We start from the raw sequence: 14,368 nt of genomic DNA, 5'->3' as shown, positions 1-14,368 counted from the left end.
CCTCTCCCACGGGGAGAGGGTGCAAACATTAAAGGCCTTCTCTTAGAGAAGGCCTTGCTGTTTATTTCCGATACAGCACTTTAATCACGTGGTAGCCGAACTGCGTGTGCAGCGGGCCGGTTGGCTCCAGCACCGGGCAGGAGAAGACCACTTTATCGAACGCCGGTACCATCTGACCCTGGCGGAATTCACCCAGATCGCCGCCGCGTTTGCCTGACGGACAGATGGAGTGCTTCTTCGCCAGTTTGCCGAAGTCGGCGCCGTTTTTGATCTGCTCCAGAAGGTCCAGAGCCAGTTTCTCTTCTTTAACAAGAATATGCAGTGCTGCTGCTGTTTTTGCCATGATCGTGCCTTGAATAGGTTGAGATAAATCGGGGCGCAATATACCACGCGTCAGCGGCGATAAAGCACCTTAATGATATGGTAGCCAAATTTGGTTTTTACCGGGCCGCAGGGCTTCAGAAGCGGGCAGCTAAAGACCGCCTGATCGAACGGGCCGACCATCGCACCTTGTTGAAACTCGCCGAGATCCCCGCCATTGCGACCGGATGGGCATTTAGAGTAGCGCTTTGCCAGATGATCAAAGCTGATGCCGCGCTCCAGCTTGGCCAGGATCTCCTGGGCCAGTTTCTCTTCTTTTACCAGAATATGCAGGGCTGCTGCGGTCTTTTTCATGGTTCTGCTCTACGGGTTAAACGCGATTTCTCCACTTTATCATTAGCCGGTAAATCTGCGCCCGGCTTTCTGCTACAATCCACACCCCGTTCGAAGATTGAGCAACACTCCCATGCGTTTAAACCCTGGACAACAACAAGCGGTCGAATTCGTTACTGGACCATGCCTGGTGCTGGCAGGGGCCGGTTCGGGTAAAACCCGCGTGATCACCAACAAAATCGCCCATCTGATCCACAACTGCGGGTATCAGGCGCGTCATATTGCGGCGGTCACCTTTACCAATAAAGCGGCGCGCGAGATGAAAGAGCGCGTCGGTCAGACGCTGGGGCGAAAAGAAGCGCGCGGCCTGATGATCTCCACCTTCCACACGCTGGGGCTGGATATCATCAAGCGCGAGTATGCGGCGCTGGGAATGAAGTCTAACTTCTCGCTCTTCGATGACACCGATCAGGTGGCGCTGCTCAAAGAGCTCACCGAGGGGTTGATCGAAGATGACAAGGTGCTGTTGCAGCAGCTGATCTCGACGATCTCGAACTGGAAAAACGATCTGATGACGCCGGCCCAGGCCGCGGCGATCGCCAAAGGCGAACGGGATCGGATCTTCGCCCACTGCTACGGTCTGTACGATGCACATATGAAAGCGTGTAACGTGCTGGACTTTGATGACCTGATCCTGCTGCCCACGCTGCTGCTGCAGCGCAATGAAGAGGTGCGCGAGCGCTGGCAGAACAAAATCCGCTACCTGCTGGTGGATGAATATCAGGACACCAACACCAGCCAGTACGAGCTGGTGAAGCTGCTGGTGGGGCAGCGCGCGCGTTTCACCGTGGTAGGTGATGACGACCAGTCAATTTACTCCTGGCGCGGTGCGCGTCCACAAAACCTGGTGCTGCTGAGCAAAGATTTCCCCGCCCTGCAGGTGATAAAGCTGGAGCAGAACTATCGCTCCTCCGGGCGTATCCTGAAGGCGGCAAATATCCTGATTGCCAATAACCCGCACGTATTTGAGAAGCGTCTCTTCTCCGAACTGGGCTACGGCACGGAGCTGAAAGTGCTCAGCGCCAACAATGAGGATCATGAAGCGGAGCGCGTGACGGGCGAACTCATCGCTCACCACTTCGTCAACAAAACCGCATATAAGGATTATGCGATCCTCTATCGCGGCAATCACCAGTCGCGCGTCTTTGAAAAGATGCTGATGCAAAACCGCATTCCGTACAAAATCTCGGGCGGCACGTCGTTCTTCTCACGGCCAGAAATCAAAGATCTGCTGGCCTATCTGCGCGTGCTCACCAACCCGGATGACGACAGCGCGTTTCTGCGCATCGTGAATACGCCTAAACGCGAGATTGGCCCGGCGACGCTGCAAAAGCTCGGCGAGTGGGCGATGACGCGCAACAAAAGTATGTTTACCGCCAGCTTCGACATGGGGCTAAGCCAGACGTTAACCGGTCGCGGCTATGATTCGCTAACGCGATTCACCCACTGGCTCGGCGAAGTGCAGCGTCTCGCGGAGCGCGAGCCGGTGGCGGCAGTGCGCGATCTCATTCACGGCATCGATTATGAGTCCTGGCTGTACGAAACTTCGGCCAGCCCGAAAGCGGCTGAGATGCGCATGAAAAACGTTAACCAGCTCTTCAGCTGGATGACCGAAATGCTTGAGGGCTCTGAAATCGACGAGCCGATGACCCTGACGCAGGTGGTTACTCGCTTTACCCTGCGCGACATGATGGAGCGCGGCGAGAGCGAAGAAGAGGCCGATCAGGTACAGCTGATGACGCTGCACGCGTCAAAAGGTCTGGAGTTCCCGTATGTCTATCTGGTCGGTATGGAAGAGGGGTTGTTACCGCATCAGAGCAGCATTGATGAAGACAACGTCGACGAGGAGCGCCGTCTGGCCTACGTGGGGATCACCCGCGCGCAGAAAGAGCTGACGTTCACGCTGTGTAAAGAGCGCCGTCAGTATGGCGAACTGGTCCGCCCGGAGCCGAGTCGTTTCCTGCTGGAGCTGCCGCAGGATGACCTGATCTGGGAACAGGAGCGCAAAGTGATTACTGCAGAAGAGCGGATGCACAAGGGGCAGGCTAACGTGGCGAACATTCGCGCCATGCTGGCAAAAGCCAAAGAGAAAGGATAAGTCCGAAGGGCTTGTAGGCCGGGTAAGCACAGCGCCACCCGGCATTTTTTCACAATGTTATTTTACTTCCAGCACCCAGTGCACATAGCTCTGCCACTGGCACTCCTGCTCGATCATCTCAGCCCCAAGCGGGTGACGTTCAATCCAGTTTTCCGGCAGCGTCAGCGACAGTTTTTCGTCATCGGCCACCAGGCCGATCGCAGGCAGCAAATCATCGCGACGGCGGCTGGCAAACAGGATCGCAAGACGCAGCAGGCGGCACAGATGCTCGGCCACGCGCGGCGGTACGGCGTTTTGCTGATGCAAAGACGAGAGATCGACGGCATTGGTCTGGTTCAGCAGCAGCGTGGCCAGCAATTTTTTCTGCGCGGGCGTATAGCCCGGTAAATCCAGGTTGCGCACCAGATACGCTGCATGAGCAGGAGCCTGCTTGAAATCAATGCTCAGCCCCACTTCATGTAGCGCACAGGCGCTCAGCAGTAAATCGCGGCTCAGTGGTTCAAGATCCCAGACGTTAGCGACCCGATCGGCGAAGCGTGACGCCAGCTGCGAGACGCGTCCTGCCTGATCGATATCAACCAGAAAACGACGCTGCACGTTGCGCAGGGTACGGCTGCGGATGTCCTGATCGACCGACAGATGCAGCATCCCGTAGACCAGACCTTCGCGCAGCGCGCCGCCGGCCAGGGTCATACATTGAATATTCAGCTCGGTGAAAATGGCGATCAGAATGGCCAGCCCGCTCGGGAAGACCAGCGCACGTTCCAGCGTCAGGCCTTCAATTTCCAGCTCTTCCAGGCGTCCGCACTGAATGGCGCGCTGTTTTAGCTGCTGAAGCTTGGCAAGCGTAATCCGCTCGTCCATTCCCTGCGCCATCATGATTTCCTGCAGGGCCTGCACGGTCCCGGACGCTCCCACGCAGACTTTCCAGCCGTGATAGCGCAGCTCGTCCATCACCGGGCGTAACACCTCGCGCGCGGCGTTTTCTGCCTCGTCGAAGTTCTCTTTCCCCAGATTACGATCGGTAAAGTAGCGCTCAAGCCAGGTCACGCAGCCCATCGACAGGCTGAACAGCGACGTTGCCTGCGCGCCGGTGCCGGTCACCAGTTCGGTACTGGCACCGCCGATATCCACCACCAGGCGGCGATCGTCACCCCCTGTGGTGTGTGCAACTCCCTGATAAATCAGGCGAGCTTCTTCTTCACCGCTGATAACCTGAACCGGACAACCGAGAATTTCCTGCGCTCTGGCAATAAAATCCACGGCGTTAACCGCCAGGCGAAGTGTCGCAGTGGCGACGACGGTGATTTGGGCATGCGGGATATCCTGCAGACGCTCGGCAAAGAGTCGCAGACACTGCCAGCCACGTTCCATGGCTTCAGGTGAGAGGTGATTGTCGCTGCTCAGGCCCGCCGCGAGGCGGACCTTGCGCTTAATGCGCGTCAGCGTTTGTATGCTTCCCGCCACCTCGCGCACAACCAGCATATGAAAACTATTCGAACCGAGATCAATTGCCGCATAAAGCGAGGTGGAGCTGAGCATATTTTCTTAACCTGAACGACGACGATTACGCGGTGCGCCGCCTGAACGACGCGGTCCATTGCCGGAGCGTGGGCGTGTTAGACGCTTAGGCGGCGGCAGTTCGCTTAACAGCGCTTCCGGATTGTATTTGCTCTGCGGAATAGAGTGACCGATATAAGTCTCAATGGCTGGAAGATTCAGCGCATACTCTTCACACGCAAGGCTAATCGAGTGACCGCTTGCGCCCGCACGACCGGTACGACCGATACGGTGTACGTAGTCTTCGCAGTCGTCTGGCAGATCGTAGTTAAAGACGTGCGTCACGGCCGGAATGTGTAAACCACGAGCCGCCACGTCGGTTGCGACCAGAATATCGAGATCGCCACGGGTAAATTCTTCAAGAATGCGCAGGCGTTTTTTCTGCGCCACGTCGCCGGTCAACAGGCCAACACGGTGACCGTCTGCAGCCAGATGGCCCCAGATGTCTTCACAACGGTGTTTAGTGTTCGCGAAGATAATGGCGCGATCTGGCCACTCTTCTTCAATCAGCGTTTGCAGCAGACGCATCTTCTCTTCATTGGAAGGATAGAAGAGCTCTTCTTTAATGCGGTGACCCGTTTTCTGCTCCGGTTCCACTTCCACGTACTCAGCGTTGTTCATCTGTTCGAACGCCAGTTCGCGCACGCGGTAGGAGAGGGTTGCAGAGAACAGCATATTCAGGCGCTGGTTAGCCGGAGGCATACGGCGGAACAGCCAGCGGATGTCTTTAATGAAGCCCAAATCGTACATGCGATCAGCTTCATCGAGTACCACAACCTGGATTGCGCCGAGGTTAATGTGGTTCTGTTTGGCGTAATCGATAAGACGGCCGGTGGTACCGATCAGGATATCCACACCGCTTTCCAGCACTTTCAGCTGTTTATCGTAGCCGTCGCCGCCATAGGCCAGGCCCAGCTTCAGGCCGGTAGCCTGCGCCAGGGGTTCAGCGTCTGCGTGGATCTGTACCGCCAGTTCTCGCGTCGGGGCCATAATTAGCGCGCGCGGCTGGTTAACTTTGCGGTCTGCAATCGCTGGGTGAGAAAGTAAATAATGAAACGTTGACGTTAAAAACGCCATCGTTTTGCCGGTACCGGTTTGCGCCTGCCCGGCAACATCGCGACCGGCCAGCGTTAGCGGCAGCGCGAGGGCCTGAATGGGCGTGCAGTTATGAAACCCTTTATTTTCAAGGGCTTCAATCACCTTCGGGTGCAGCGCGAAGTCGGAAAACTTCTGTTCTGTTAAATGTGTTTTGCTCATAGTGTGGTAGAATATCAGCTTACTATTGCTTTACGAAAGCGTATCCGGTGAAATAAAGTCAACCTTTAGTTGGTTAATGCGACATCAACACGTCGTTGGTGGAGACAAAACCAACGTACCAGGCTTATTCCTGTGGAGTTATATATGAGCGATAAAATTATTCACCTGACTGACGACAGTTTTGACACGGACGTACTTAAGGCTGACGGGCTGATCCTCGTCGATTTCTGGGCTGAATGGTGTGGTCCTTGCAAAATGATCGCCCCGATTCTGGATGAGATCGCCGACGAATATCAGGGCAAACTGACCGTTGCCAAGCTGAACATCGACCAGAACCCGGGCACCGCACCAAAATACGGTATCCGTGGCATTCCGACCCTGCTGCTGTTCAAAAACGGCGAAGTGGCGGCGACCAAAGTGGGCGCGCTGTCCAAAGGTCAACTGAAAGAGTTCCTGGACGCTAACCTGGCGTAAGGTTTCTCCGCTGTGCGTTCAGAGCTCCCGGCTAAATGATGTGGAACTCTGGACGCCCGGCTTAAGTCGTGCTAAGTTAGCTATGACTTCGTTTTAAACATATCTTGTTGTTTGAATCTTGTTTTACCCGATACTTCCCGTTGTTAACATGAACAGTGCGTGAAGTGGCTAAATTCCGGGCTTGTCACTCAATCCGTCTTGTCGTTTCAGTTCTGCGTTCTTTCCCTGTGACCAGACAGCGAACAGACATGAGTTGATGGCCGCTAAACAGGCATGGATGACCCTGCCATACCATTCACAACATTAAGTTCGAGAATCACCCCGAGTTTAAGAACCCACACCATTATGAATCTTACCGAATTAAAGAATACGCCGGTTTCTGAGCTGATCACTCTCGGCGAAAATATGGGGCTGGAAAACCAGGCTCGTATGCGCAAGCAGGACATCATTTTCGCCATCCTGAAGCAGCACGCTAAGAGTGGCGAAGATATCTTTGGCGACGGTGTGCTGGAGATATTGCAAGACGGATTTGGTTTCCTCCGCTCTGCAGACAGCTCCTACCTCGCCGGCCCTGACGACATCTACGTATCCCCCAGCCAAATCCGCCGTTTCAACCTCCGCACTGGTGACACCATTTCAGGTAAGATTCGTCCTCCTAAAGAGGGTGAACGCTACTTTGCGCTGTTGAAAGTCAATGAAGTTAACTTCGACAAACCGGAAAACTCGCGTAATAAGATCCTCTTTGAGAACTTAACGCCGCTGCACGCGAACTCTCGCCTGCGTATGGAGCGTGGTAACGGTTCTACTGAAGACTTAACCGCGCGTGTTCTGGATCTGGCATCACCAATTGGTCGCGGCCAGCGTGGTCTGATTGTGGCACCGCCAAAAGCGGGTAAAACCATGCTGCTGCAGAACATCGCGCAGAGCATCGCCTATAACCACCCAGACTGCGTGCTGATGGTGCTGCTGATTGACGAACGTCCGGAAGAAGTGACCGAGATGCAGCGTCTGGTTAAAGGTGAAGTGGTTGCTTCTACCTTCGACGAGCCAGCATCTCGCCACGTTCAGGTTGCGGAAATGGTTATCGAGAAGGCGAAGCGCCTGGTAGAGCACAAGAAAGACGTGATCATCCTGCTTGACTCCATCACCCGTCTGGCGCGTGCCTACAACACCGTGGTTCCGGCGTCTGGTAAAGTGCTGACCGGTGGTGTGGATGCTAACGCCCTGCATCGTCCGAAACGCTTCTTCGGTGCTGCACGTAACGTGGAAGAGGGCGGCAGCCTGACCATCATCGCAACGGCGCTGATCGATACCGGTTCTAAAATGGACGAAGTGATTTACGAAGAATTTAAAGGTACAGGTAACATGGAACTGCACCTTTCCCGTAAAATCGCTGAAAAACGCGTCTTCCCGGCTATCGATTACAACCGTTCCGGTACCCGTAAAGAAGAGCTGCTCACCACGCAGGAAGAGCTGCAGAAAATGTGGATCCTGCGCAAAATCATCCATCCAATGGGTGAAATTGACGCGATGGAGTTCCTCATTAATAAACTGGCAATGACCAAAACCAACGACGATTTCTTCGACATGATGAAACGCTCGTAACGCAAATAAAGCCAGCGAACGCCACGTTTTTACGTGGCGTTTTCCTTTTATGGACTATACGCTAGTACCACCAACTCTCAATTTTGACTGGTCAGTGCGACAATAAGATAATTCGCACAGTAAAAACATTAATAGCTTGAATAATAAACAAATGGAATTGTAAGAGGTTTGCTTTATAACTTCAGGCTCGGCGCCTTGATGGTTATACTTCCTTGACTAACATTTGTTGAGAACATCCATTGTGAACCTACTTGATACGTTTACTGAACTAACCAGTATTTTCTTGTTTACCACCTGCTTTTTGTTTCTGGCACGTAAGGTGGCGAAATATCTGGGGTTAGTGGATAAACCCAACTTCCGTAAGCGTCATCAAGGTATGATTCCTTTGGTCGGGGGTATCTCTGTTTTCGCGGGGATCTGCTTCACGTTTGCCATCGCGGATTACTATATTCCACATGCCAGGCTGTACCTGACCTGTGCGACGGTGCTTGTGGTGGTTGGCGCTCTTGACGACCGTTATGACATTAGCGTCAAAATCCGCGCCTTCGTTCAGGCTGCAGTGGCTATCGCTATGATGGTATTCGCTAAGCTGCATTTGAGTAGCCTGGGCTATATTTTTGGCTCGTGGGAGATGGAACTCGGTCCGTTCGGCTATTTCCTGACACTTTTTGCCGTGTGGGTGGCGATTAACGCATTCAACATGGTTGACGGTATTGATGGTTTGCTGGGTGGCCTGTCCTGCGTCTCATTTGCCGCAATTGGTTTCATTTTATGGTTCGATGGGCAATATAGCCTTGCTATGTGGTGTTTTGCCATGATTGCGGCCATCCTGCCTTATATCCTGTTAAATCTCGGCGCATTGGGCCGACGCTATAAAGTATTCATGGGTGATGCGGGTAGCACGCTTATCGGCTTTACTATCATTTGGATCTTGCTGGAAACCACTCAGGGTGATGTACACCCCATTAGCCCGGTAACGGCATTATGGATTATCGCTATCCCGTTAATGGATATGGTTGCGATCATGTATCGCCGCCTGCGTAAAGGGATGAGTCCTTTCTCTGCTGACCGTCAGCACATTCATCATTTGATCATGCGAGCCGGATTCACTTCCCGGCAGGCATTTGTGCTTATTACGCTGGCTGCTGCTATTCTAGCGGGGATTGGCGTAACGGCAGAATATACACATTTTGTGCCTGAATGGGCTATGTTGGTATTGTTCTTGCTAGCTTTTTCTCTCTACGGCTACTGCATCAAGCGCGCATGGAAGGTAGCACGCTTTATTAAACGAATTAAACGCAGGATGCGTCGTAACAGTGGCAAACATACAACATTAACTAAGTAAAACCGGGACTATGATGACTCAACCGTTGGCGGGAGCGAAATCAGTGGTAACAGAGAATGAGCTGGATATTCGGGGTTTGTTTCGCGTGTTATGGACAGGCAAACTTTGGATTGCGGGGATCGCGCTGGGGTTTGCACTGTTAGCGCTGGCCTATACGTTCTTTGCAAAACAAGAGTGGAGCGCCACGGCAATCACGGACAAACCAACGGTTAACATGCTCGGGGGATACTATTCCCAGCAGCAATTCCTGCGAAACCTGGATATCAAAGCCAGTCTTGCCACACCTGACCAGGCCTCCGTTATGGATGAAGCCTATAAAGAGTTTGTGATGCAGCTGGCTTCGTGGGATACCCGCCGCGACTTCTGGTCCCAGACGGATTACTACAAGCAGCGCCGGGTTGATAATACTAAAGCCGATGCCGCCCTGCTGGACGATCTGATTAATAATATTCAGTTTATGCCGGGCGACGCGCTGCGTAACGTGAATGACAGCGTCAAGTTAATTGCAGAAACTGCGCCGGATGCCAACAACCTGCTGCGTCAGTATGTCGCGTTTGCCAGCCAGCGTGCCGCAAGCCATCTTAACGAAGAGCTTAAAGGTGCCTGGGCGGCTCGTACCATCCAGATGAAAGCACAGGTGAAACGTCAGGAAGAGGTGGCGAATACCATTTTCGGTCGTCGCGTGCATAACATTGAGCAGGCGCTGAAAATTGCGGAACAGCACAATATTTCCCGCACTGAGACGGACGTGCCAGCCGATGAGCTGCCTGATTCAGAGATGTTCCTTCTTGGCCGCCCCATGCTGCAGGCGCGTCTGGAAAACCTGAAGGCCGTTGGGCCTGATTTTGACCTCGATTACGATCAAAATCGCGCGATGCTAAATACGCTTAATGTTGGCCCATCCCTGGACCCGCGTTTTCAGACCTATCGTTATTTGCGAACGCCTGAAGAACCTGTAAAACGCGACAGTCCGCGCCGCGCATTCCTGATGATCATGTGGGGGATTGTAGGCGCACTCGTTGGTGCTGGCGTGGCGTTAACGCGTCGTCGTACAAACTAAGAATGCCTTTTACGATGAAGGCTGCGGCCTTCATCGCCTAATCGAAGAGAATCGATGTGAAAGTACTTACCGTATTTGGCACCAGGCCGGAGGCCATTAAGATGGCGCCTCTGGTTCATGCGCTGGCCAGCGATCCTGATATTGAAGCGAAAGTCTGCGTCACGGCCCAGCACCGTGAGATGCTCGACCAGGTTTTAACGCTCTTTTCCATTCTCCCGGATTACGACCTCAATATAATGAAACCGGGGCAAGGGTTGACGGAAATAACCTGCCGCATACTGCAAGATCTCAAGCCGATCCTGGAGTCATTTAAGCCCGACGTCGTGCTGGTACACGGTGACACCACCACTACCGTGGCGACAAGCCTGGCCGCGTTTTACCAGCGAATTCCCGTGGGGCATATTGAGGCGGGTCTGCGTACCGGCAATCTTTATTCGCCGTGGCCGGAAGAGGCCAACCGCACGTTAACGGGCCATCTGGCGATGTACCACTTTGCGCCAACGGAAAACTCTCGTCAGAACCTGCTGCGTGAAAATATCGCCGATAACAAAATCTTTGTGACCGGCAATACGGTCATTGACGCATTAATTTGGGTACGTGACCGCGTCCTGGCAAACAGCGATCTGCAGAAAGAGCTCGCCGCCCGTTATCCGTTCCTTCACAACGGCAAAAAAACCATTCTGGTTACTGGCCACCGTCGCGAAAGCTTTGGCCGGGGTTTTGAGCAAATATGCCACGCGCTGGCTGAAATCGCCGCGCAGAACGACGATGTGCAAATTGTCTATCCAGTACACCTTAACCCTAACGTCAGCGAGCCGGTTAACCGGATCCTGGGCCATGTCGAGAATGTCCTTCTGATTGAACCTCAGGACTACATGCCATTTGTCTGGCTGATGAACCACGCCTGGCTGATCCTCACCGATTCCGGCGGAATTCAGGAAGAAGCGCCATCTCTCGGCAAACCGGTGCTGGTGATGCGTGAAACGACCGAACGTCCGGAAGCCGTCAAGGCCGGTACGGTGCGTCTGGTCGGCACCAACGCGCAGCTCATCGTCGAAGAGGTCACGCGCCTTCTGCATGACGATGAAGCGTATCAGGCGATGAGCCGGGCCCATAATCCGTATGGAGACGGGCAGGCTTGTGGTCGTATTTTGCATGCACTTAAACACAATCGGGTATCGCTATGAGTTTTACTACCATCTCTGTCATTGGTCTTGGCTACATTGGCTTGCCTACTGCAGCCGCGTTTGCCTCTCGTCAGAAACAGGTTGTCGGTGTGGATATCAACGCACGGGCGGTAGAAACCATTAACCGTGGCGAGATTCATATTGTTGAGCCCGATCTTGACCGCGTGGTGAAAGAGGCGGTAGAAGGAGGCTTCCTGCGTGCCAGCACGAAGCCAATTGAAGCAGATGCCTACCTGATTGCCGTCCCCACCCCGTTTAAAGGCGACCATGAGCCCGACATGGTCTACGTCGAGGCGGCGGCGAAATCCATTGCCCCTGTGCTGAAGAAAGGGGCGCTGGTGATTCTGGAATCGACCTCTCCCGTCGGTGCTACCGAGCAGATGGCACAGTGGCTGGCCGACGCGCGCCCTGATTTAAGCTTCCCGCAGCAGGCGGGTGAGCAGGCGGATATCAATATCGCCTACTGCCCGGAGCGCGTGCTACCGGGCCAGGTTATGGTCGAACTGATTAAAAACGACCGCGTCATTGGCGGTATGACGCCCGTCTGTTCCGAACGCGCCAGCGCGCTGTACAAGATTTTCCTGGAAGGTGAGTGCGTGGTGACCAACTCCCGCACCGCCGAGATGTGCAAGCTGACGGAGAACAGCTTCCGCGACGTTAATATCGCTTTTGCGAACGAACTGTCGCTGATCTGTGCCGATCAGGGGATTAACGTCTGGGAGCTGATTAGCCTGGCGAATCGCCATCCGCGCGTCAACATACTCCAGCCTGGCCCGGGCGTGGGAGGTCACTGTATCGCCGTCGATCCGTGGTTTATCGTGGCGCAAAATCCGGCGCAGGCGCGTCTGATTCGCACCGCGCGTGAGGTGAACGACAGCAAGCCTCACTGGGTGCTCAACCAGGTTAAAGCGACGGTAGCAGATTGCCTGGCAGAGAGCGGAAAGCGCGCCAGCGAGCTGAAAATTGCCTGCTTTGGTCTGGCATTTAAACCCAATATTGACGATCTGCGTGAAAGCCCGGCGATGGAAATTGCTGAGATGATTGCCGAATGGCACAAGGGTGAAACGCTGGTGGTTGAGCCGAATATCCATGAATTGCCGGCAAAACTGGCGGGACACTGCACGTTGACGGCGCTGGACGACGCGCTGGCGACGGCGGACGTGCTGGTGCTGCTGGTAGATCATAAAGAGTTTATAGCAACGTCCGGTGATGCTGTTCGTCAGCAGTATATTGTGGATACCAAAGGTGTCTGGCGTTGAATAGCCTGAATGGGGTGCTTGAGTCCCTGCAGTGGGAGAGTACCTTTTTCGGCCTGCCGTCGGCCATCGTGCGTCTGCGCGATAACGCGCCGGTGCTGGCTGAATCGGATTTTATCGCCTGGCAACGGGTGCAGGCTAAGATCCCGGCTGAGCGTGCCGATCTGCTTGACGCGCTCCAGCAACATGGCTTTCAGCTGGTTGAAGGTGAGGTAGACCTTTCCATTACCCTTACCCGACACGATGCGTCCGGCGCGGAAATTGCAACGGATCAGGACATCCCCGTGCTGCGTAAGATGGCGGCCCAGGCATTTGCGCAGAGCCGCTTTCGTGCGCCCTGGTATGCACCTGACGACAGCGGACGTTTCTATGCCCAGTGGATAGAGAACGCGGTCAAAGGCACTTTTGACCACGTCTGCCTGGTTTTCCGTGCAGGGGACGGTCAAGTCCAGGGGTTCGTCTCGCTGCGTAAGCTCAACGAGCGCGAGGCGCGTATTGGCTTATTAGCCGGGCGCGGCATGGGTGAGAAACTCATGCAGGCGGCGCTGCACTGGGCGCAACAGCAACAGCTTGTGACGCTGCGGGTAGCGACCCAACTGGGCAACACCGCCGCGCTTAAACGTTATATTGCGAGTGGTGCCAACATCGACGCCACCGCCTACTGGTTATACAGGTGACAAGATGATTCCATTTAACGCACCACCCGTTGTCGGAACTGAACTCGACTATATGCAGTCTGCCATGGGCAGCGGCAAACTCTGCGGTGACGGCGGTTATACCCGCCGCTGTCAGCAGTGGATGGAACAGCGTTTTCGCAGCGCCAAAGTGCTGCTGACCCCGTCCTGTACTGCATCGCTGGAAATGGCGGCCCTGCTGCTGGATATCCAGCCCGGCGATGAAGTGATCATGCCAAGCTACACCTTCGTTTCCACCGCGAACGCGTTTGTTCTGCGCGGGGCGAAAATCGTCTTTGTGGATATCCGCCCGGATACCATGAACATCGATGAGACGCTGATTGAAGCGGCGATCACCGATAAAACACGCGCGATCGTGCCGGTTCACTATGCGGGCGTGGCCTGTGAAATGGACACCATCATGGCCATCGCCAAAAAATATAATCTGTTCGTGGTGGAAGATGCCGCGCAGGGCGTGATGTCCACCTACAAGGGACGCGCGCTGGGCACCATCGGCCATATCGGCTGCTTTAGCTTCCACGAAACTAAAAACTACACGGCGGGTGGAGAAGGTGGCGCGACGCTGATTAACGACCGGGCGCTCGTGGAGCGTGCGGAAGTGATCCGCGAAAAAGGCACCAACCGCAGCCAGTTCTTCCGGGGCCAGGTAGATAAATACACCTGGCGCGATATCGGCTCCAGCTATCTGATGGCGGATCTCCAGGCCGCGTACCTGTGGGCGCAGCTGGAAGCCGCGGAGCGTATCAACCTGCAGCGTCTCTCCCTGTGGCAAACCTATTACGATGCGCTTGAGCCTCTGGCCAAAGCCGGGCGTATTGAGCTGCCAACCATTCCGGCAGATTGCGTCCACAACGCGCACATGTTCTACATCAAGCTGCGTGACAACGACGACCGCAGCGAGCTCATCGCCTGGCTGAAAGAAGCCGAAATTATGGCGGTGTTCCACTATATCCCGCTGCACTCCAGCCCGGCGGGCGAAGCGTTTGGGGTGTTCGCGGGTGAAGACCGTTACACCACAAAAGAAAGTGAGCGTTTGCTGCGTCTGCCACTGTTCTACAACCTCGCGCCAGTTAACCAGCGTACGGTGATTAATACCCTTCTGAGTTATTTCGGCTGA

Annotated in this window: 13 protein-coding genes; 9 read left to right on the top strand and 4 right to left on the bottom strand. The window is 54.6% G+C overall.

Going from position 1 to position 14,368, the window contains the following annotated elements; translation table 11 throughout:
* Nucleotides 1-61: 61 nt before the first annotated feature.
* Together ppiC (V1587_RS02050) and ppiC (V1587_RS02045) are read right to left on the bottom strand one after the other, a co-directional pair.
* Entirely contained in the window at nucleotides 62-343 is a 282-nt protein-coding gene (ppiC, locus tag V1587_RS02050) for a peptidylprolyl isomerase PpiC (RefSeq protein ID WP_008501570.1), read from the bottom strand.
* A gap of 50 nt (nucleotides 344-393) precedes the next feature.
* Nucleotides 394-675, bottom strand: a complete 282-nt coding sequence (gene ppiC, locus V1587_RS02045) for a peptidylprolyl isomerase PpiC (protein ID WP_109846499.1) — start codon at nucleotides 673-675, stop codon at nucleotides 394-396.
* Nucleotides 676-787: 112 nt separating this feature from the next.
* Here ppiC (V1587_RS02045) and rep point away from each other — a divergent pair, with 112 nt between their 5' ends.
* Nucleotides 788-2,812, top strand: a complete 2,025-nt coding sequence (gene rep, locus V1587_RS02040; protein WP_371899682.1) for a DNA helicase Rep — start codon at nucleotides 788-790, stop codon at nucleotides 2,810-2,812.
* Nucleotides 2,813-2,869: 57 nt separating this feature from the next.
* On the opposite strand, the gene gppA is transcribed toward rep, so the two are convergent.
* Both gppA and rhlB read right to left on the bottom strand, forming a co-directional pair.
* On the bottom strand, nucleotides 2,870-4,354 hold the full coding sequence (gppA, locus tag V1587_RS02035; RefSeq protein WP_371899683.1) for a guanosine-5'-triphosphate,3'-diphosphate diphosphatase: 1,485 nt from the start codon (nucleotides 4,352-4,354) through the stop codon (nucleotides 2,870-2,872).
* A gap of 6 nt (nucleotides 4,355-4,360) precedes the next feature.
* Nucleotides 4,361-5,629 (bottom strand): ATP-dependent RNA helicase RhlB, encoded by a 1,269-nt coding sequence (rhlB, locus tag V1587_RS02030; protein WP_021242834.1) that lies wholly within the window; start codon nucleotides 5,627-5,629, stop codon nucleotides 4,361-4,363.
* 144 nt (nucleotides 5,630-5,773) lie between these two features.
* Here rhlB and trxA point away from each other — a divergent pair, with 144 nt between their 5' ends.
* The 8 genes from trxA (at nucleotide 5,774) to rffA (ending at nucleotide 14,368) form a co-directional block, all read left to right on the top strand.
* Nucleotides 5,774-6,103: a thioredoxin TrxA gene (gene trxA, locus V1587_RS02025; protein ID WP_006179218.1), complete on the top strand. Its 330-nt coding sequence runs from the start codon at nucleotides 5,774-5,776 to the stop codon at nucleotides 6,101-6,103.
* Nucleotides 6,104-6,448: 345 nt separating this feature from the next.
* Complete coding sequence (rho, locus tag V1587_RS02020) at nucleotides 6,449-7,708, top strand: transcription termination factor Rho (RefSeq protein WP_008501566.1); 1,260 nt, start codon at nucleotides 6,449-6,451, stop codon at nucleotides 7,706-7,708.
* A gap of 241 nt (nucleotides 7,709-7,949) precedes the next feature.
* On the top strand, nucleotides 7,950-9,053 hold the full coding sequence (gene wecA / locus V1587_RS02015) for a UDP-N-acetylglucosamine--undecaprenyl-phosphate N-acetylglucosaminephosphotransferase (RefSeq protein ID WP_029739567.1): 1,104 nt from the start codon (nucleotides 7,950-7,952) through the stop codon (nucleotides 9,051-9,053).
* A gap of 13 nt (nucleotides 9,054-9,066) precedes the next feature.
* Nucleotides 9,067-10,113 carry an ECA polysaccharide chain length modulation protein gene (wzzE, locus tag V1587_RS02010; protein WP_371899684.1) on the top strand — a complete coding sequence of 349 codons (1,047 nt, stop codon included), beginning with the start codon at nucleotides 9,067-9,069 and terminating at the stop codon, nucleotides 10,111-10,113.
* A 56-nt stretch (nucleotides 10,114-10,169) separates the two neighbouring features.
* On the top strand, nucleotides 10,170-11,300 hold the full coding sequence (gene wecB, locus V1587_RS02005) for a non-hydrolyzing UDP-N-acetylglucosamine 2-epimerase (RefSeq protein WP_371899685.1): 1,131 nt from the start codon (nucleotides 10,170-10,172) through the stop codon (nucleotides 11,298-11,300).
* Nucleotides 11,297-12,559 carry a UDP-N-acetyl-D-mannosamine dehydrogenase gene (gene wecC / locus V1587_RS02000; protein WP_371899686.1) on the top strand — a complete coding sequence of 421 codons (1,263 nt, stop codon included), beginning with the start codon at nucleotides 11,297-11,299 and terminating at the stop codon, nucleotides 12,557-12,559. Before wecB ends, wecC begins: the two co-directional genes overlap by 4 nt.
* Complete coding sequence (rffC, locus tag V1587_RS01995) at nucleotides 12,556-13,233, top strand: dTDP-4-amino-4,6-dideoxy-D-galactose acyltransferase (protein WP_371899687.1); 678 nt, start codon at nucleotides 12,556-12,558, stop codon at nucleotides 13,231-13,233. The genes wecC and rffC overlap by 4 nt, the downstream gene beginning before the upstream one ends.
* Nucleotides 13,234-13,237: 4 nt before the next feature.
* On the top strand, nucleotides 13,238-14,368 hold the full coding sequence (gene rffA, locus V1587_RS01990) for a dTDP-4-amino-4,6-dideoxygalactose transaminase (RefSeq protein WP_371899688.1): 1,131 nt from the start codon (nucleotides 13,238-13,240) through the stop codon (nucleotides 14,366-14,368).

This window comes from Enterobacter sp. ECC-249, assembly GCF_043965265.1.
Classification (GTDB): Bacteria; Pseudomonadota; Gammaproteobacteria; order Enterobacterales; family Enterobacteriaceae; genus Enterobacter; species Enterobacter quasiroggenkampii.
This window is presented reverse-complemented; position numbering and strand designations above follow the sequence as displayed.

Coding starts and splice junctions, on each gene's coding strand:
- ppiC (WP_109846499.1), bottom strand. CDS start 675: ATGAAAAAGACCGCAGCAGCCCTGCATATTCTGGTAAAAGAAGAGAAA.
- trxA (WP_006179218.1), top strand. CDS start 5,774: ATGAGCGATAAAATTATTCACCTGACTGACGACAGTTTTGACACGGAC.
- rho (WP_008501566.1), top strand. CDS start 6,449: ATGAATCTTACCGAATTAAAGAATACGCCGGTTTCTGAGCTGATCACT.
- rep (WP_371899682.1), top strand. CDS start 788: ATGCGTTTAAACCCTGGACAACAACAAGCGGTCGAATTCGTTACTGGA.
- gppA (WP_371899683.1), bottom strand. CDS start 4,354: ATGCTCAGCTCCACCTCGCTTTATGCGGCAATTGATCTCGGTTCGAAT.
- rffA (WP_371899688.1), top strand. CDS start 13,238: ATGATTCCATTTAACGCACCACCCGTTGTCGGAACTGAACTCGACTAT.
- rhlB (WP_021242834.1), bottom strand. CDS start 5,629: ATGAGCAAAACACATTTAACAGAACAGAAGTTTTCCGACTTCGCGCTG.
- ppiC (WP_008501570.1), bottom strand. CDS start 343: ATGGCAAAAACAGCAGCAGCACTGCATATTCTTGTTAAAGAAGAGAAA.
- wzzE (WP_371899684.1), top strand. CDS start 9,067: ATGACTCAACCGTTGGCGGGAGCGAAATCAGTGGTAACAGAGAATGAG.
- wecC (WP_371899686.1), top strand. CDS start 11,297: ATGAGTTTTACTACCATCTCTGTCATTGGTCTTGGCTACATTGGCTTG.